10 protein-coding genes are annotated in these 19,952 nt (G+C 65.2%); 4 read left to right on the forward strand and 6 right to left on the reverse strand.

Translation table 11 applies throughout. From position 1 onward, the window contains the following. Positions 1 to 36 precede the first annotated feature (36 nt). Complete coding sequence (locus tag G6P99_RS03755) at positions 37 to 1,191, reverse strand: iron-containing alcohol dehydrogenase (protein ID WP_029080449.1); 1,155 nt, start codon at positions 1,189 to 1,191, stop codon at positions 37 to 39. Between the two features lie 1,125 nt (positions 1,192 to 2,316). Here G6P99_RS03755 and G6P99_RS03760 point away from each other — a divergent pair. Beyond that, on the forward strand, positions 2,317 to 2,619 hold the full coding sequence (locus G6P99_RS03760) for a DUF6916 family protein (protein WP_245284638.1): 303 nt from the start codon (positions 2,317 to 2,319) through the stop codon (positions 2,617 to 2,619). Here the strand turns inward: G6P99_RS03760 and G6P99_RS03765 are convergent. From G6P99_RS03765 to G6P99_RS03785, 5 genes are all read right to left on the reverse strand, one after another. Beyond that, on the reverse strand, positions 2,601 to 3,158 hold the full coding sequence (locus G6P99_RS03765; protein ID WP_035976699.1) for a GNAT family N-acetyltransferase: 558 nt from the start codon (positions 3,156 to 3,158) through the stop codon (positions 2,601 to 2,603). The genes G6P99_RS03760 and G6P99_RS03765 overlap by 19 nt on opposite strands. A 7-nt stretch (positions 3,159 to 3,165) precedes the next feature. Beyond that, entirely contained in the window at positions 3,166 to 3,696 is a 531-nt protein-coding gene (locus G6P99_RS03770; RefSeq protein ID WP_165127306.1) for a phage tail protein, read from the reverse strand. A gap of 12 nt (positions 3,697 to 3,708) precedes the next feature. After that, positions 3,709 to 4,227 (reverse strand): phage tail protein, encoded by a 519-nt coding sequence (locus G6P99_RS03775; protein ID WP_029080446.1) that lies wholly within the window; start codon positions 4,225 to 4,227, stop codon positions 3,709 to 3,711. Between the two features lie 12 nt (positions 4,228 to 4,239). Continuing rightward, a complete protein-coding gene (locus G6P99_RS03780) occupies positions 4,240 to 4,737 on the reverse strand; it encodes a phage tail protein (RefSeq protein ID WP_029080445.1) in 498 nt (165 codons plus the stop codon). A gap of 381 nt (positions 4,738 to 5,118) precedes the next feature. Next, positions 5,119 to 13,194: a cadherin repeat domain-containing protein gene (locus tag G6P99_RS03785; RefSeq protein ID WP_165127308.1), complete on the reverse strand. Its 8,076-nt coding sequence runs from the start codon at positions 13,192 to 13,194 to the stop codon at positions 5,119 to 5,121. A gap of 880 nt (positions 13,195 to 14,074) precedes the next feature. On the opposite strand from G6P99_RS03785, the gene G6P99_RS03790 reads away from it, so the two are divergent. The 3 genes from G6P99_RS03790 (at position 14,075) to G6P99_RS03800 (ending at position 19,892) form a co-directional block, all read left to right on the forward strand. After that, positions 14,075 to 15,235, forward strand: coding sequence for an efflux RND transporter periplasmic adaptor subunit (locus G6P99_RS03790; RefSeq protein WP_245284644.1), 1,161 nt, complete (start codon positions 14,075 to 14,077; stop codon positions 15,233 to 15,235). Continuing rightward, on the forward strand, positions 15,232 to 18,405 hold the full coding sequence (locus tag G6P99_RS03795) for an efflux RND transporter permease subunit (protein ID WP_029080442.1): 3,174 nt from the start codon (positions 15,232 to 15,234) through the stop codon (positions 18,403 to 18,405). The genes G6P99_RS03790 and G6P99_RS03795 overlap by 4 nt, the downstream gene beginning before the upstream one ends. 296 nt (positions 18,406 to 18,701) lie before the next feature. Further along, positions 18,702 to 19,892 (forward strand): ABC transporter substrate-binding protein, encoded by a 1,191-nt coding sequence (locus tag G6P99_RS03800; protein WP_029080441.1) that lies wholly within the window; start codon positions 18,702 to 18,704, stop codon positions 19,890 to 19,892. Positions 19,893 to 19,952: the final 60 nt, after the last annotated feature.

Consider the following 19,952-nt stretch of genomic DNA (forward strand, 5'->3'; position numbering starts at 1 on the left):
ACTTTATTTCCCCCTCACTCGCGACGTGATCATGCTTCAGGCGGCCATCATCAGAATCTCGCGGACCTGGGATGGACTGTCGATCTTGCGCGGATTGCGCGGCACCCACGGCGTGCGCATCGCACCCGCCGCGATGCGGTCGAAATGTTCGGGGCTGACGTCCACCTCCTGAAGGCTGCGCGGCATGCCGAGGCCGCGGATGAAGTGGTCGAGCACGTCGCCGGCGTCCGCGTTCGGGTGACCCATCGCGGCCGCGACAAACGCCTGCCGGTCGGCATTGTCGGGCTTGTTCCAGCGCATCACCGCAGGCAGCATCACGCATGACGTATAGCCGTGCGGCACGTCGAACTCGGCGCCGAGCACGTACCCGATGCCGTGGCTCGCGCCCATCGGCACGCCGGAGGCGAGCGGGCCGGTCGAGAGCCAGGTGCCGATCTGGCAATCCATCCGCGCCGAAATGTCCTTCGGGTCCGCCTTCACCCGCGGCAGGCCTTGCGCCAGCATCTCCAGTCCCTTCAGCGCCTGGGCGTCGCCGTAAGGATGCGCCTCGCGCGAGCAGATGCCCTCGACGCAATGGTCGACGGCGCGGATGCCGGTCGACAGGAACAACCAGTCCGGCGTGTGCACCGAGAGTTCAGGATCGAGGATGGTCGCGCGCGGCATCACCAGCGGGTGGCGCAGCATCTCCTTCTGCCGCTTGGCCTCGTTGGTGACGCCCGCGATCGAGGAGAACTCGCCGCCGGCGATCGTGGTCGGCACGCTGATCTGGCGCACGACCGGCGGCTTCATCTCGGGCGCGACGCCGCCATGGGTGCGGATCGTGTCGATGCCGTCGGATGTCGTGACGTCGTTGGCGAGGCAAAGCTGCACCGCCTTGGCGCCGTCGGTGATCGAGCCGCCGCCGATCGTGACGATCAGATCGGCTTTCGCATCACGCGCCTGTTCCGTCGCCGCGATGACCGCGGCGCGCGGCGTATGCGCCGGCATCCGGTCGAAGGTGCCGGCGCAACGGGTCCCGAGCGCGCGGCGGACCTTCTCGATCTCGTCGGTCTCGCGGTTCAGCGTGCCCGACACCATCAAGAAGGCGCGCTGCGCGCCCAGCCGGTCGAGCTGCTCGACGATCGCCTCAGCGGCGGGGCGCCCGAACACGACTTCGTCCATGGCGCCGAATACGACACGGCCTCGATGCACGCGCCTGTCCTCCCTTAGGATGCTCCGCCTTGTTGGCGGCGCTTTGCGGGCACGTTAGCGGAGGAAATCGGGGTCGTCATCAGGTCCTCCGGGGCGCCCGGCGGAGGCTCGGCATCGACCGCCGTCGTCCCAGGACCCATAACCACCCGATTCGGTGATGAACGGGATCGTGGCCCCAGCGTCGCGCAGCAACGAATGTTTGGGGTAATGGGTCCTGGCTTTCGCCAGGACGACATCGAATATGTGGCGCTAGCTTGAGACATACATCCGCATCCTCGCGGCGCGCTGCGCCCGAGTCTTGCGTTTACTAGCCCTCGCTGGAAACAGAGGGCGCAGGGAAAGCCGGGTGCCGATCGCACCCATGGGCCCCGTGCAAAAGGTAGAAAGCACGGGGGTAGGACCACAGGTGTAACCGGAGCAATCCGGCTTTCCCTGCGCGATGGGCTACGGCTTACTTCGTGCTCTCCCCGGCGAGACTGGGCTTGCTTGTCACCGCCCCCGCATCACGCCTTCGCGTGTTGCGACGAGACACCTGCCGCTAGGGCGTCAGGACCACACGACTTCACCGTCCGCTTCGCGTGCTCTCGTCAGTCACACGCTCCGCGTCCACCGCATCCCACACCGCGTTCGTGACGACCGCGAAGCGCCCCTCGATCGGGTGAGACGGGCAGACCATACACCGAGTTGCCGTTCCGATAAACCGAAATATTTTCGCTGAAGGGGCTTGCGCCGTCGGGCAACTCAGTGGCACGCGCGCGTGAGGGACGCATCGGCGGCAGGGTTCCCTCTCCCCTTGCGGGAGAGGGTTAGGGAGAGGGGTGCCACACGACGTGCTCTCTCCGTATCTGTCACGGCGACAGCAAACGAAATTTTGCGAGGGCGGTGCGCTCATCGAACAGTTTAGCCCGGGGCCACCCCTCTCCCCAACCCTCCCCCGCAAGGGGGAGGGAGCCTTGCCAGTGTGCTCACCTTACGTCATCCCGGGGCTCGCGAAGCGAGAGCCCTCAGGTGCGCAATTGCGCACCGGGAAATGACGATGAGAGCTTCGAGTTGGACGACTGACGGAAACCTTGACGGCAATATCGCGCGGCGTGTTACACGTCGCATGCAACTGGGAACGTGCGCATGACATCCACCGTCGACCTCGCGGCATTGCAGATTGATGACTTCACGCCGCACCAGGACGCGGAGTTCGAGATGCAGGCGGCGGAAGGCGTCGTGGCGCTGAAGCTTGCCAAGGTCGAGCCCGCGGGCAGCAGCGGCCGGCCGGGCGGCGCGTTCTCGCTGCTGTTCGCGGGCCCGAAGGGAGCCTGGCTGCCGCAGGCGATCTACTCCGTGCAGCATCCGGCGCTCGGCATGATGGAGATCTTCCTGGTGCCGATCGGGCCGGTCGCCGACGGCAACGGCTATCAGGCCATTTTCACCTGACGACCGGATATTCCTGCGGCGCGCCAGCGCATCAGATCGTACACGCCCTTGTCTTCCTCGGTGGTGAAGCCGAGCCGGCGGTAGAGCCGCATCGCCGGGTTGAATTTCTCGACATGGATCGAGACATCCTTGCCGGCTGCAGCAGCCTCGTCGATCGCGTCGCGCAACAGCGCCTCACCGTAGCCGTTGCCGCGATGGGCCGGAATGAAGGCGATGTCGATGATGCGGTGCTGGCTCGGCCAGCGCTCGATGTAGAGCCGGCCGATGTCCTCATCGTCGCGCGCGATCACCAGCCAGTCGGCATTTGGATAAAACTGCTGGTAGTGCGCGTGCTGGGCTTGGAATTGCTGCTCGAGAAAGGCCGCCTTGTCCGCCTCGCTCCACGGCACCGGCGCCAGTTCCTCGGCGCGGGTCGAGGCATAGAGCCGGCCGAGGAACGGCAGATCGGCCTCCGACAGGCGGCGAAACCGGCAACCGGATTCAGCCGCGCGCGCCCAGCCGAATGCAGGTGCGTCAGTGGGGGAAGCGGGGAGCGCCAAAACGACCTCAGCCCCGTGGTGGGAAGACGCCTTGCAGCGAAATGCAGAAATTCAGCGTGAGGTAGGGCATCAGATTGTTGTGCGGCAGGCCGGAGCCCGTCAGTCCGATCATGTTGGTGCTCATCTGCACCAGCGTGGGTGTCGGAGTGCCGACGACATAGGCCGCGCCGTTCAGTGATCGTGCGATGCCTCGGGTCGGTGTCGGTGCGGCCTGGTCGGCCTGCAGGTTGATCGCCATCATGTCGTGGGGGTGCGCGGCGAGTTCCGTTTGCAGCAGAGTTACCGTGTCGGAGCCGCCGTTCTCGCCGAGGTCGCACAGCGAGAGGCCGGGTCCCTGTCCTGGTGCCAGTGGCGCGTTGCCCTGCATGTTCGGAAGCGCGAAGTTCGACGTGCCGTTGCCGCCATAGGTGGTGCCGAGCAGCGAGAACAGCGCCGTGTTCTGCGAGAGCGGCACAAGCTGACCGTTGCAGAACGCCCAGCCCTTGGGGGCGAAGTTGAACGGAAAGATGCGGATCTCGGCGACGAAGGGGTCAGCCATGGTGTCGCGCTCCTAGCTCTGGCTCGGGAAGATGCCGAACAGCGAAATAATGAAACCGACGCACAGAAAGGGCTGGATGTTGCTGTGCGGCTGGCTGCCGCCGGCCGGCCCGATCACCGCCGGGCTCAGCGGCGTGGTCGGCGTTTGCTCCTTGTAGAGCAGCAGCGCGCCGCTCATCTGGTCGAGCACGTTGCCTTGCGGATTCGAGCCGCTGCCGGTGTTCGTTGACGCCTGCATCGTATGGGTATGTGCCGGGATCGTCTGCGTCGTGAGGGTGACTTGCTCGGCGCCGCCGATTTCGCCGATCGTGAACGCGGTGCCCGCATTGGTGCCCATATGAAGCGGCAACCGGCCACGCAGGTCGGGGACGGCAAAGGTGTTCTGGCCATCGCCGCCATAGGTGGTGCCGATGAGGTTGAACAGCGCGTCATTCTCGGAGATCGCCAGCAGGCTGCCGTCGCAGAACTGCCAGCCGGCCGGCGCGAAATTGCCGGCGAACATTTTGATTTCGCCTATAAAGGGTTGTGGCATGAGAGGTCTCCGTCAATTCTGCGAAGGGAAGACGCCCTGCAGGGCGATGCAGAAATTGACCGTCAGGAAAGGTTGCATGTTCTGATGCGCCTGGCTGCCGCCGACCGTGGAAATGCTCCCCGGCGCGAGCGCGGTCAGCGCCGTGGGCGCGGCGTACGCGTTGTTCAAGGCGCCGAGAATGTTGTTGGCCGGCACCAGAAGTGCGCCGTTGGTGTTGGTGGCGTTCGCGATGTGGGTGTGCTGCGGCATTTCGTTAATCGAAAGCGTGTGCGCCTGCTCGCCGCCGAGTTCACCGAGCACATGGCCGTTGCCGACATGCATCGGGGTGCGGCCCTGCAGATTGGGGAGTCCGAAGGTGGTCTGCCCGTTGCCGCCATAGACGGTGCCAAGCAATGAAAAAAGCGCCTGGTTCTGATTGAGCGGAAGCAGTTGCCCGTTGCAAAAAGCCCAGCCCTTGGGAGCAAAGCCGAACGACATCATGCGGATTTCGGAAAGAAACGGATCAGCCATCGGTCCTCCGCGAATACGTCGTAAGATTTATGAAAAATACGAGACAATGATGCCGTGTCGACAGCGTGTGCACGATAGCGTGTTTTTCATGAAGTGCAACCTCAACGATTGTGCCGGGTTGGCAATTTTTCTTCAATCGCCGGTTGAGCGTGGCGTGCGAGCCGCGATTGCTGGCGCGCGATCCTTAGTGTGCATCCTTGTGCGATCACTGGCTGCGGAGTTCACGTCATGAAACGGACATCTGCGAGCGCATCCTGCGCGATGATCTGAGTTCTCTGCGGTGGGAATCCGGACTCGACCGCGCCGAACGAACAACGCCTGCCGAAGCGATTCGGCAGGCGTTGTCGTGGTCGATGTTATCCTGGTCGATACGGCGTCCGATCAGACGATCAGGTCATGATGCAACTGGGTCTGGACGTGATTGTCGGTCGGCATGCCGCCCATAGCGGCCAACACCGTCTCGTGTCCGGCCCACGGGTTGCGGGCATCGGAATGCCCGCTGAACAGATCTGACAACGCCTGGGTGTTCATCCCGTGGCTTGTGTCGGCTTGCGGCGCCGCCTGGGCGAATGCCGAGAAGTTGAAGCTTTGACCCATGGCCGCTGTGTTGGCAGTAGGCGCGCTGGCCTGCTGCTGGCTCGGGGCCACGGTGCTCGGCGCGAACACGAAGTTCTGCTGGGCCTGGCCGGGATCCATGCTGTGGTCCTTCGGCAGGTCAGTCGCGGTCGGCAGCCGGCGCTCGCCGTCGGCGAGGTTGATATACATCAAATCATTGGCATCGGAGGGCGAGGTCAGGTCGGCGAGGCCGATCACGTGTCCCAGTTCATGCACAACGGCGGTCAGGAGATCGAGATGACCCGCCGCTGCCGCCGACGGATCGGTCTGCAGATTGCTGCCGGACGCATTGAGGGCGTGCGTGAACTCCGAATTGTCCGATGGGGTCGGATCGACGAACCAGCCGTGGCCGGCGGCATCGACATCGATCGTAATGTGGCCGGAGCTTTCTAGGCCGACGACCTGGCCAGCGAGGTCCGCGACGCTGAAAGTGACGGCATGCAGCGCGGCGAGTTGACCCGCGCCGGCGCCTGCCTTCGCCCATTGGGCAATAGCCGCCGACACGACCGAGTCGAGCTCGCTCTGGGTCAGGTGGGTTTCGCCCGCCGTCGGCGAGGCTGCCGCAACGCCACCCGAACTGGCGACCAGGAACTGCGCGCCGCCAAAATAGCCGCCGCCTGCGGATTGCCCGGGGTCACCGATGGCCTGTGTGGCAACCGCGCCGTTTCCGGTGCCGGTCACGGTGTTGTTGCTCGCCACGTAGCTCGCGACCGCCGAGAAATTATACGGCGTGCCGGCATAGTTGGGACTGCCGATCAAGCCGGTTTTCGAAACGCCCTCCTGCTCGAGGAAGATGCCGGCGACCAGGCCGAGGCCCGTATTGCCGCCGAGATCAACGGTGTTCTTCAGTGCACCGGCGCCGCCGATCGTGGCGTTCAGCAGATTGTTGTCGCCGCCGGCTCCGGTCGCCGAGCCGTTCTGCACGTAGATGCCGGCAAATCCGTTCGTCGAATCGAGCGTATCGATCGTGTTGCCCTGGATCACCGCGGTCATATCGCCGGCAGCGCCGTTATGCACCAGCGTATAGATACCGCCGACGACGCCGGAGATATGATTATTGGTGATGGTCGTGCTCGACGAACCCGCGCCGTCCTCGAACACGCTGATGCCGTAACCCTGCGTCGAACCGCTGCCGGCAGAGCCTTGCGTGCCGATCGTGTTGCCGCTGATCGTGCCGGTGAAGTGCCCGTCGGTGCCGGTGCCTTTGGTGACTGCGAGAGCCCCGCCCAGAGCGCCTTTGATGGTGTTGTTCGAGATGTTGTAGGTCAGCGTGATATCGTTGGCCGCGCCGCCGCCGCCGATCGTGAGGCCGCCGCCGCCGCTGACGATGTTCTGGTTGGTGTTGCTGAAATTGTCGCCCGTCATGACCAGGTCTGACGACACCGTGCCGAGCAGATTGAGTTGGAACATGTCGCCGCGCGCGGAGGTGACGGTCGAGTTCTGGACCGTGGCGTTGAATGTGCCGCCGGTCGCCTGGAAGGCGATCGCGTCGTTGGACGCATTGCCGGCCGCGGAATTGGTCGCGAAGGTCGAGCCGGTCACGGTGATGCGATTCAGCGTCTGGCTGCCGTCGTTGAACACGTGCAGGGCATCATAGGCTGCGCCGGTGAGGGTCGAGTTCGTGATCGACGCCGTGCCGGACAGGCCGGTGAAGTAGACGTCGCCCTCGCCGATGCCGCCGACGCTGGTGCCGTTGGTGCCCGTCACCGTGGTGTTGCCGAGCGTGAAGCCGGTGACGGCGGTGCCGACGATGCCGTAGTTCTGGAAGTCGTGCATCGACACGTAGGAGATCTGCACGTCCTTGGTGTTGTTCAGGTAGATGCCGCTGCCCTGCGTGGTGCTGCCGTCGGCGCCGGTCTTGTTGGCGATGGTGCCGCCGCTGCCCGCCGTCGAGCCGTCACCGGTGACGTGCAGGCCGCCATTGCCGGCTGCGGTGCCGGTGTTGGAGAGGATGATGCCGTTGCCGGAGCCGCCGCTCGAGGTGATGCTCTTGAAGGTGAGGTTCGACGAGCCGATCTGGGTGTTCTCGACGTCGAGCGCGGTGCCGGTGCCTGACGTGATCGAGTTGGCGGTGCCGGTCAGCGAGATCGTGCCGCCATGGGTGAAGCTCATGCCGGCGCCGCTGGCGGTCTTGACCGTGATGTCGGACATCGAGACGGTGCCGACATTGAAGCCGTCGTCGCTGATGCCGATGCCGGTCGAGGCCGAGGTGTCGATGCTGACGCCGCTGATGCTGTGGCCCGACGTGCCGAGCAGGTCGATGCCGTTGTCGGCGCCGGTCACCTTGATCACCGGATCGGTGCCGATTGCGGTGTTGGCGGTGACCAGGGCACCGGTCACCGGGTTGGTGAAGGTCAAGGCGTGGCTGCCGCCGACCAGGTTGACGCCGTTGGCGAGGTTGATGCCGTTGGCCTCGGTGTAGGTGCCGGACCTCAGCACGACGTAGTCGCCGCTCCCTGCCGGGTTCGCCGCGTTGAAGGCGGCGATCGAGGTGTACGGGTCGGCAGCGGTGCCGAGATTGTGGCTGTTGGCCAGCGCCGTGGCCGAGTTGTCGATGTAGAACACCTGCGGCACGACGCCGACATGGAAGGTCTGGGCGCCTGAGGTGAGCGGCCCGCCGGTGCCGGTGTGGCCGTTGTCGCTGACGTTCAGCGTGACGGTATCCGAGCCGGCGAAGCCGTCATCGCTGTTGTACGTCAGCGTCGCCAGCGCGGTGTTGACCTGTGCGGCCGTGCCGGTCAGCGTCACTGTGTGGCTGTCGTTGTTGGTGAAGCTGGCCAGCCCCGTGGTGGTGAAGGTCAGGTTCGCGTGGCTGGAGGAAATCGTGGCCGTGACGGTGCCGGGGTCAGAATCGACGTCGGCGACCGAAAGGCCTGATATCGCAAAGTCGGTGTGCGAGAACGCAGTGCCGAGCGAATTGTCCGCCGGCACCGCCGCGGTCGGCGCATCGTCCACGGCGGTCACGCTTCCCGTCGTCGATGCCGTCCCGGTGTTGTTGCCGCCATTCGCGGTGCCGCCGTCATCGTGCACGGTCAGGGTATAGGAACGCGCGGTGCTGTCGGGATTTTCGCTGGTATTGTTGAACTGGATCAGGTCGAGCACCGCATTGTAATGCGCCAGCGTGTCGGTGCCGGTGAAGCTGATCGTTTCGGTGCCGGCGGTGCTGGTGATGTCGAAGTGGATCCCGCCGATGTCGCCGCTGGTGCCGGCGTGACCTGCGATCGAGAGCGCGTCCGACGCCTTCAGATTGTTCAGCACGAAGGTCGCATCGGTGATGTTGTTGCCTTCGGCGTCCGAGATCGTCAGGTTTGGCGTGATCGTGACCGGCGTCGAGCTCGAAGCCGGCGTGCCGTTCGGCGGCTCGGAGAATCCGGTGATGGCGCCGAAGGTCACGACGGGCGCGTCGTTGACCGGCGTGACATGGATGGTCGAGGTCGAGGTGTTGCTGTTGGCGCTGCCGTCGTTGACCGTGAAGCTGACGGTGCGATCAGCCCCGGTCGGGTTGTCGCTCGAGTTGAAATAGGTGATCGAATCCAGCGCGGCCTTGTAGTTGGCGACGCTGGAGGAGCCGGTCAGCGTCAGCACGCCGGTCGCGGAGTTGTACGATCCGCTGATGCCGTTCTGGTTGACGAAGCCCAGCACATCCTGGCCGGCGGCGAAGCCGCCGGTGATGGCAACCGTCGCGCTCGACATGCTGGCACTGTCGACGTCGGAGACGTTGACCGACGCATCGATCACGGATGCGGCCTGGTTCTCGGTATAGTTCAGCGTGCCGCCGGCCGTCGTGACCGGCGGATCGTTGACCGGGGTGACATTGATGGTGTCGGTGACCGGCGCCGAGTTGGCGGAGCCGTCATTGGTGATGATGGTGACCGTACGCGCCAGGCCCGACGGATTATCGCTGGTGTTCTGATAGGTCACCGAGGCGAGCGCCGCCTGATATTGGGCAACCGTGGCTGTGCCTGTCAGCGTCAGCAAGCCGGTTCCCGCATTGAACGAGCCGGTGATGCCGTTCTGGGTGGTGAAGGCGAGGACATCCTGGCCGTTGGCGTAGTTGCCGGTAATCTGCACGGTCGCGCCGGTCAGCGTGGTGTTGTCGACGTCTGTTACGGTGATCGCCGGGTCGAACGCGGTCGCGGCCTGGTTCTCGGTGTAGTTCAGCGTATGGCCGGCGACCACAACGGGCGGGTCGTTGACCGGGGTGACGTTGATGCTGTCGGTCACCGGGCTGCTGTCGAGCGTGCCGTCATTGGCTGTTATCGTGACGGTGCGCGGTGCGCCCGACGGGTTGTCGCTGGTGTTGTGATAGGTCACCGCGGCCAGCGCGGCCTGATAATTGGCGACCGTGTCGGTGCCGGTCAGCGTCAGCGTTCCGGTCGCGGCATTGAACGTGCCGGTGATGGTGGCGGTGTTGGCGAAGGCGAGCACGTCCTCGCCGTTGACGTAGCCGCCGGTGATCTGCACCGTCGCGGACACCAGATTGGCGTCGTCGCCGTCGGTGACGGTGACGGCCGAATCGAGCACGGTCGCGGCCTGGTTCTCGGTGTAGTTCAGCGTGTGGCCGGCGGTGACGACCGGCGCCTGGTCGACAACGACCGCGATGGTGAAGGTCTGCTGGTTGTGCAAGGTGCCGTCGCTGGCATCGACCGTGACGTCATAGGACGGATCAGCAATGTTGATCTTGCTGGGATCGGCGACCGTGACCTTGCCGGTGGCCGCGTTGATGGTGAAGGCGCCGCCGGAGGTGTCGCCGACCAGCGAATAGGTCACGGCGGGACCGTTGACGTCGGTCGAGGATGCCGTCACGCCGGTTCCCGAGCCGGCTGGTGCGCCGACCGCGACCCGGTTGACGCCAGCGTCGCTATCGACCGGGGTCGATGGTGCGACGTCGGTGACGGCGATGGTGAAGGTTTGCGAGTTCGCCAGCGTCCCGTCGCTGGACTGGGCAACGACGGTGTAGCTGCCGCCCGAGCTTTCGAAATCGATCTTGGTGGAATCGGCGACAGTGATGACACCTGTGGTGGCGTTGATGGTGAAGCCGCCGCCAGAGGTGTCGCCGACCAGCGAATAGGTCACCGCCGGGCCGTTGACGTCGGTCGACGACGCGGTGACGCCGACGGTCGAGCCGTTGGCCGCGCCTTCGACGATGGTGTTGGCGGCGGCGTCGGCATCGACCGGGGTCGACGGCGGGGCGTCGGCGACGGCGATGGTGAAGGTCTGCGAGTTCGCGAGCGTGCCGTCGCTGGCCTGCGCAGTCACTGTATAGGCGTGGCCGGGCGCACTTTCGTAATCGAGCTTGGTCGGGTCGGCGACGGTGATGACGCCGGTGGTGGCGTTGATGGTGAAGCCGCCGCCGGAGGTGTCGCCGGTCAGCGAATAGGTGACGGCCGGGCCGTTGATGTCGGTCGACGACGCGGTGATGCCGACCGTGGTGCCGGCGGCGGCGCCTTCGACGACGGCGTTGGCGGCGGCGTTGCTGTCGACGGGGGCCGACGGCGGGGCGTCGTTGACGGCGATGGTGAAGGTCTGCGAATTCGTCAGCGTGCCGTCGCTGGCCGTCGCGGTGACGGTGTAGGCATGCCCCGCCGCGGTCTCGTAGTCGATCTTGCTGCTGTCGGCAACGGTGATGACACCGGTCGCGGCATTGATGGTGAAGCCGCCGCCGGAAGTGTCGCCGGTGAGCGAATAGGTCACGGCCGGGCCGTTGATGTCGATCGCCGACGCGGTGATGCCGACGGCGGTACCGTTGGCCGCGCCTTCGACGACGGTGTTGGCGGCGAGGTCGCTGTCGACCGGGGTCGACGGCGCAACGTCGGTGACACCGATCGTAAAAGTGTGCGAGCTCGCGGTCGTGCCGTCGCTGGCTTGCGCGGTCACCGTATAGGAATGGCCCGCGCCGCTGCTCTCGTAATCGATCTTGGTGGGATCGGCGACAGTGATGACGCCCGTTGTCGCGTTGATGGTGAAGCCACCGCGGGAGGTGTCGCCGATCAGCGCATAGGTCACCGGCGGACCGTTGACGTCGGTCGACGACGCCGTGACGCCGACCGTGGTGCCGGCGGCAGCGCCTTCGGCAACCGCATTGGCGGTGGCATCGCTGTCGACCGGGGTGGATGGCGGGGCTTCGTTGACAGCAATGGTGAAGGTCTGCGAATTGGTCAGCGTGCCGTCGCTGGCGGTCGCCGTCACGGTGTAGGCGTGGCCGGGCGCGGTGCTCTCGTAGTCAATCTTTGTCGGGTCGGCGACGGTGATGACGCCGGTGGTCGCGTTGATGGTGAAGCCGCCGCCGGAGGTGTCGCCGGTCAGCGAATACGTCACGGCCGGGCCGTTGACGTCGGTCGCATGCGCGGTGATGCCGACCGCGGTGCCGACGGCCGCGCCTTCCACCACGGCGTTGGCGGTGGCATCGCTGTCGACCGGCACCGACGGGGCGACGTCGTTGACGTTGATCGTGAAGGTCTGCGTGCTCGCGAGCGTGCCGTCGCTGGCCTGCGCGGTGATGGTGTAGCTGCCGTGCGAGGTTTCGAAATCGAGCTTGGTTGGATCGGCGACGGTGACGACGCCGGTCGCCGCGTTAATGGTGAAGCCGCCGCCCGAGGTATCGCCGACCAGCGAATAGGTCACGGCTCCGCCGTTGATGTCGGTCGCGTGCGCCGTGACGCCGATGGCGGTGCCCACAGCCGCGCCCTCGGTGACCGAGTTGGCGGTGGCGTCGGTATCGGTGGGGGCGGACGGCGGAGCGTCGGTGACGTTGATGGTGAAGCTCTGCGTCGACGAGGTCGCGCCGGCCGTCGCGTGCACGGTGATCGTGTAGGCGTGGCCGGGTGCGCTGCTCTCGAAGTCGAGCTTGGTGGGATCGGCGACGGTGACGACACCGGTGCTCGCGTCGATCTTGAAGCCGCCGCCGGAGCTGTCTGATGTCAGCGAGTAGGTGGTTGCGGGGCCGTTCGGGTCGACCGCGGAGGCGGTAATGCCGACCAGCGTGTTGGCGGCGGCGCCCTCGACGACGGCGTTGGCGGCGACATTGACGTCGACCGGCGTGGAGACCGGCAGGTCGTTGACGTTGATGGTGAAGGTCTGCGAACTGACGCCGCCATGGCCATCGCTGGCCTGCACCGTGATGCTGTAGGCGTGGCCCGGCGCGGTTTCGAAGTCGATCTTGCCGGAATTGGCGACGCTGACGACGCCGGTGTTGGGGTCGATCTTGAAGCCGCCGTTGGAGGTGTCCGCCGTCAGCGAATAGGTGACGCCGGGGCCATTGACGTCGACCGCCGCTGCGGTGATGCCGACCAGCGCGTTGACGGCGGCGCCTTCGTTGACCGCGTTGGCGGTGGCGTTGCTGTCGGTCGGTGTCGAGGGCGGCGCATTGCTGACCGCGATCGTGAAGCTCTGCGACGAGACGAAGATGCCGTCGGTCGCCTGCACATTGACGACATAGCCGCCGCCGGAGCTCTCGAAATCGACCTTGGTGGGGTCGGCGATCGTCACCACGCCGGTATTGGCATCGATCTTGAAACCGCCATGCGAAGAATCGGACGTCAGCGAATAGGTGACCGGCAGGCCGATCAGGCTGTCGGAATGTGCGGTGATATTGACCGAGGTGTTGACGGCGGCGCCTTCAACGACGGTGTTGGCACCGGAATTGATGTCGGTCGGCGCCGACAGGAAGCCGTGGATCGGCGGAAACGGCGTGCCGGGAGGGCAGCCGAGATAGAGATATTGCAGACCATACGCATCGGCGAACGCCTGCGCGGCCGGATCCAGGATGATATTGCCGCTCGGATCAAGATGGAGTTCGGGACGGGTTAAACCACCGATTGTATAGGCGGGTATGGTCGTCATGTGCACTCCTGCAACCGGCGTGGAAGCCAGTCAGTATTTACAATTTTTGGATACGGGGACGTGTGAAGCCGTTCACACGTTGAAGTTGACCAGCCGCGACGGGAGACCGCACCGACTCGCTCGCAATGTGGGAAAGCCGCGATGTCCGCGGAGCCGTGACATCAGCAAGATCAAATGCGCTTGCCATTTACGTAGTCGCCTTCACCACTCACGCCGCGACAAAGTCCGATGAATGTTCGAGAAAATGCGGCGGCCAACAAAATTTCACTGTTTGGCAACCATGACCGTATTGGCGATATTTCCGAGTGTCAATGTGTGTCCGGATGACAGCGCACTGTTAACCACGATTCGACCATGCAGCGGGAGGTAGAGCGCAGGAAAAGGGACCGGTTTTGCCATTTGCGGCCGGAGGTTGTGCGCCAAAAGTCGAATCGGACGCCGTGTGACGAATCTGTGAAACGAATTCGCGTTGTGATTGATTCGGGGCGATCCGTCTGTGATCTCATACCCTCGAAAGGCCAGCCAGTCTGTCCCTTCCCGTCGTCACGGTTTCGCGATCGTGTCGTAAGGCGTTCAGACTACGTAACTATTCGCTTGATCCGGCGCCCATCTTGAACAGACTGGGGGGCGGCTACATCTGTGACGTCCACTGCCGCGACATCACGACGATTCGTCCGCGTTGAATCACTGCAATTTTAGATGCGACTTTGGTAGCCCTGCTTTGGTCGTTCTGGGGGAGAAGGAATTGAGTGCGATTGACAGAACGGAGCGTCCGGCTCTGGTTAACGGCGTCGAACGCGATTCGCTTCGCCGCCATGATTCGCTCCGCCGTCTTGATTCGCTTCGTCGCCTTGGCGGGCTCGGCCTCGCGCCTCTCGGCTTGCTTGCCGCGTTGACGCTCAGTGGCTGCGGCGACAAGAGCGCACAATCGCAGGCCGCGCCGCCGCCGCCGCCCGTGACGGTCGCGCAGCCGGTCAAGCGCACGGTCACCGACTGGGACGAGTTCACCGGCCGCTTCGAGGCGATCGAGGAAGTTCAGGTCCGCGCCCGCGTCGGCGGCTTCGTCAACAGTTTCGAGTTCAAGGACGGTGCGATCGTCCACGCCGGCGATCTGCTCTACACCATCGATCCGCGCCCGTTCGAGGCGGTCGTGCTGCAGGCCCAGGGTCAGCTCGCCGACGCACGCGCCAAGGGGGAGCTTGCCAAACGTGATCTCGAGCGCGGGCTGAACCTGGTGCAGACCAGCGCGGTCTCGGAGCAGGTCGTCGACCAACGCCGCCAGGCATTGCAGGCGGCGCGCGCCGCCGAGACGCAGGCCGAGGGCACGTTGAAAGCCGCGCAGCTCAACGTCGAATTCAGCCACGTGCTGGCGCCGATCACCGGCCGCGTCGGCCGGCATCTGGTCACTCCCGGCAATCTCGTGCAGGGCAGCGAGGGCGGCGCGACGTTGCTCACCTCGATCGTGTCGCTCGATCCGATCTACATCTATTTCGACGTCGACGAGGCGACCTATCAGCGCAACAGCAAGCTGTGGTTCGAAGGCAGGCGGCCGAGCTCGCGCGACACGGCGAACCCGGTGCAGGTGTCGCTGACCGGCGAGACCAAGCCCTCGCATGAGGGCAAGATGGACTTCCTCGACAACCGCCTCGACGTCTCGACCGCGACCTTGCGCAGCCGCGCGATCATTCCGAACAAGGATTTGTCGATCCTGCCCGGCCAGTTCGGCCGTGTCCGCATCATCGGCTCCTCGCCCTATGAGGCGCTGCTGATCCCGGACACCGCCATCGCCACCGACCAGTCGCGCAAGATCGTGTTCGTGGTCAAGGACGACAACACGGTTGAGGCAAGAGCGGTCGTGCTGGGGCCGCTCGATGAGGGCCTGCGGGTGATCCGCGAAGGCCTCAAGGCGGAAGACCATGTGATCGTCGACGGCCTGCAGCGCGCCCGCGTCGGCGCCAAGGTGACGCCGAAAATGGCTCAGGCTCCCGCGGATACCAAGCCAACGGCAGGCGACAAGCCCGCAGCAGGTTCTAAACCATGAATCTCGGCAGGCTTTCCATCAATCAGCCCATCCTCGCGATGGTGCTGTCGATCGTGCTGCTGATTGTCGGCGCGATCGCCTATCCGACGCTGCCGGTCTCGGAATATCCGCAGGTGGTGCCGCCGACCGTCGTGGTGACGACGCAATATCCCGGCGCCTCGGCGCAGACCGTGTCCGACACCGTGGCGGCCCCGATCGAGCAGGAGATCAACGGCGTCGAGGACATGCTGTATCTCTACAGCCAGGCTACCTCGAACGGCCAGCTCACCATCACCGCGACCTTCAAGCTCGGCACCGACCTCGACAAGGCGCAGGTGCTGGTGCAGAACCGCGTCGCGATCGCGCAGCCGCGGTTGCCTGAGGAGGTGCAGCGCAACGGCGTCACCACGCGCAAGAACTCGCCCGACATCCTGATGGTGGTGTTCATGCTGTCGCCCGACGACAGCTTCGACCAGCTTTACATCTCGAACTACGCGTTGCTGCAGGTCCGCGACCAGTTGTTGCGGCTCGACGGCGTCGGCGACATCCAGATCTTCGGCGCGCGCGACTATTCGATGCGGCTGTGGCTCGATCCCGACAAGCTGGCCAATCTCGGCCTGACCTCCACCGAGGTGATTGCGGCGATCCGCTCGCAGAACCTGCAGATCGCGGGCGGCCAGATCGCCGAGCCGCCGATCGCCGACCGCGCCTTCCAGCCCAATTTGGTCTTCACCGGCCGCCTCAAGGATCCCAGGCAGTTCGAAGACATCGTGGTGAAGGCCGGTTCCGACGGCCGCACCGTGCGCCTGCGCGACGTCGCCCGCGTCGAACTCGGCGCGCTGTCCTACACCACCAACAGTTTCCTGCTGCGCAAGTCGGCGGTCGGCATGCTGGTGACGCAGCGGCCGGGATCGAACGCGCTCGCCACCGCCAAGGAAATCTCCGACACGATGGTCAAGCTCAAGGCGAGCTTCCCGAAGGGGCTCGACTACAATATCGGCTACAACCCGACCGAATTCATCGCCCAATCGGTCCATGAGCTGATCAAGACCATCTACGAGGCGATGGCGCTCGTCGTCATCGTGGTGCTGGTGTTCCTGCAGGGCTGGCGGCCTGCGATCATCCCGATCATCGCGATCCCGGTGTCGCTGGTCGGCACCTTCGCGGTGATGGCCGCGCTCGGCTTCTCGATCAACAATCTGACGCTGTTCGGCCTGGTGCTGGCGGTCGGCATCGTGGTCGACGACGCCATCGTGGTGGTCGAAAATGTCGAGCGCCATCTCGAGCACGGCATGTCCAGGCGCGACGCTGCGCTCAAGACCATGGAGGAGGTCGGCGGCGCGCTGGTCTCGATCGCACTGGTGTTGTGCGCGGTGTTCGTGCCGACCGCCTTCCTCGGCGGCATCTCCGGGCAGTTCTTCCAGCAATTCGCGGTGACCATCGCGGTTGCGACCGCGATCTCCTGCTTCTGCTCGCTGACGCTGTCGCCGGCGCTGGCCTCGCAGATCCTGGTCCCGCACGAGGACAAGCGCCCGCCGGCGCGCTGGAACATTATCGCGCGCGGCTGGGACAGCTTCACCGCATTGTTCAACCGCGTGTTTGACCGGTTGGCGCACGGCTATGCGGCGGTGGCCGACTTCGTGATCCGCCACACCGTGGTGATGCTCGCGATCTATGTCGTGCTGATCGGCAGCGCCGGCTGGCTGCTCGCAACCACCTCGCAGGGCTTCATCCCGGCGCAGGATCGCGGCTACGTCATCATCTCGGCGCAGCTGCCGGGCGCGGCGTCGCTGGCGCGCACCACGGCGGTGGTGCGCGAGATCGAGCGGATTGCACTCGATACGCCCGGCATCGTTCGCGTCGCGGCTTTCGCCGGCTTCTCCGGCGCGACGCGTACGCAGGCGGGCAATGCCGCCGCGCTGTTCCCGGTGTTCGATGAGCCGGAGGTACGGCTGAAGAAGGGGCTGACCGCCACGGCGATCACCGCAGAGCTGCGCAAGCGCCTGTCGGTGATCCAGGGCGCCTTCATCATCGTGATCCCGCCGCCCGCGGTGCCCGGCATCGGCACCGGCGGCGGCTTCACGATCCGCATCCAGGACCGGCAGGGCCGCGGCCCCGAGCTGCTGGCCTCCGCCACCGACGAGCTGGTCGGCGCGGCGCGCAAGTCGCCCAACCTGACGTCGGTGTTCTCACCGTTCACCGCCAACACGCCGCAATTGTTCGTCGATATCGACCGCGTCAAGGCGCAGAAGCTCGGCGTGCCGATCGCCAGCATCAACGACACCATCCAGACCTATTTCGGTTCGACCTACGTCAACGACTTCAACCTGTTCGGCCGCACCTATCACGTGACGGCGCAGGCCGACCTGCCGTTCCGCAAGGAGACCACCGACCTCGCGCGACTGCGCACCCGCAACGCCGCCGGCGACATGGTGATGCTCGGCAGCGTCGTGGACTTCAAGGATACCTCCGGCCCCGACCGCGTCGCGCGTTACAATCTCTACGCCGCCTCCGAGCTGCAGGGTGAGCCGGCGCCCGGCACCAGCTCGACGACGGCGCTCAACACCATCAAGCAGCTCGCCGACGCGACGCTGCCGTCGGGCTTCACCTTCGAGTGGACCGACCTGTCCTACCAGCAGGTCACCGGTGGCAACGCCGGCCTCTACGTGTTCCCGATCTGCGTGCTGTTCGTCTACCTGGTGCTGGCCGCGCAATATGGCAGCTGGACACTGCCGTTCGCGGTGATCCTGATCGTGCCGATGTGCCTACTCGCCGCCACGATCGGCGTGCGCCTGATGGGCCAGGACGTCAACATCCTGACCCAGATCGGCTTCGTCGTGCTGGTCGGGCTCGCCGCCAAGAACGCGATCCTGATCGTCGAGTTCGCGCGTGACATCGAGCTCGAGGGCAAGCCACGGCTGGAGGCTGTCATCGAGGCCTGCCGGCTTCGGCTGCGGCCGATCCTGATGACGTCGTTTGCCTTCATCCTCGGCGTGCTGCCGCTGGTGGTGTCGTCCGGCTCGGGCTCGGAGATGCGCCAGGCGGTCGGCGTCGCCGTGTTCTTCGGCATGCTCGGCGTCACGCTGTTCGGCCTGGTCTTCACGCCGATCTTCTACATGGTGGTGCGCAACCTCGCGGAAGGAAAGAACGAGGGCAAGCCGGCGGCGCCCGCGGCCAATGTGGCGGAGTGAGGACGGCAGTCGGTGCTCCGCAGAAGCAAGTCCTTCCCCGTCATCCCCGCGCAAAGGCTTCGCCTTTGTCGCTGGAGGAGCCTGCGAAGCAGGCGTCTCGAAGGGTGCACGGCCACCAGCCGGGCCGTCGACCCTTCGAGACGCGCGTTCCGCGCTCCTCAGGGTGACGGGAAGCTGCAAGTGCTCGCGGAGAGAGCCCATACTATTGGCTGAGCGGGAAGGGATGGGCAGGCGCCGGGTTATAAAATAATGTCGCGCCGATTTTTCCTGATCAAGACTGCTGGGAGAGCATAACGATGAAGTCGGGATTTTTGGCCGCGGTTGCGGCGTGCAGCCTGATGCTTGCGGCGCCGGCGATGGCCCAGGGCGTCAAGATCGGTATCCTGAACGACCAGTCCGGCGTCTACGCCGACTACGGCGGGAAGTATTCGCTCGAGGCGGCACGGATGGCGGTCGAGGATTTCGGCGGCGAGGTGCTGGGCCAGAAGATCGAGATCGTCACCGCCGACCACCAGAACAAACCGGATCTCGCGACCGCGATCGCGCGGCGCTGGTACGAAGTCGAGAACGTCGACATGATCACCGAGCTCACCACCTCGTCGGTCGCGCTCGCGGTGCAGGAGCTGTCGAAGGAAAAGAAGAAGATCGACATCGTGGTCGGCGCGGCGACCTCGCGCATCTCGGGCGATGCCTGCACGCCCTACAGCTTCCATTGGGCCTATGACACTCGCGCGCTCGCCGTCGGCACCGGCGGCGCGCTGACGGAGGCGGGTGGCAACACCTGGTTCTTCCTGACCGCCGACTACGCCTTCGGCTACGCGCTGGAAAAGGACACCAGCGACATCGTCGCCTCGAAGGGCGGCAAGGTGGTCGGCTCGGTCCGCGTGCCGCTCAACTCGTCGGACTTCTCGTCGTTCCTGCTGCAGGCGCAGAGCTCGAAGTCGAAGATCATCGGGCTTGCCAATGCCGGGCTCGACACCACCAACTCGATCAAGCAGGCCGCCGAGTTCGGCATCGTCAGGGGCGGCCAGAAGCTCGCCGGCCTCTTGATGACGCTGTCGGAGGTGCACGGTCTCGGGCTGGAGGCGGCCCAAGGCCTCGTGCTCACCGAGGGCTTCTATTGGGATCACGACGACGCCTCGCGCGCCTTCAGCGAGCGCTTCATCAAGCGCACCGGCCACATGCCGAGCATGATCCATGCCGGCACCTATTCGGCGACGCTGAGCTACCTCAAGGCCGTGAAGGCGGCCGGCACCAAGGACAGCGAAGCGGTCGCGGCGAAGCTGAAGGAGCTGCCGGTCGACGACGCCTTTGCCAAGGGCAAGGTGCTCGCCAACGGCCGCATGGTCCACGACCTCTATCTGTTCGAGGTCAAGAAGCCGTCGGAATCGAAGAAGCCGTGGGACTATTACAAGCAGCTCGCCGTGGTGCCTGGCGACAAGGCGTTCTTCAGCGCCAAGGAGAGCGGCTGCCCGCTGACGAAGTAACGCGCGCATCCAATGGTGGTGTCGTCCTGGCGAAAGCCAGGACCCATTACCACCAGCGGA

It is taken from the genome of Bradyrhizobium sp. 6(2017) (genome assembly GCF_011058295.2).
Lineage (GTDB): Bacteria > Pseudomonadota > Alphaproteobacteria > Rhizobiales > Xanthobacteraceae > Bradyrhizobium > Bradyrhizobium septentrionale.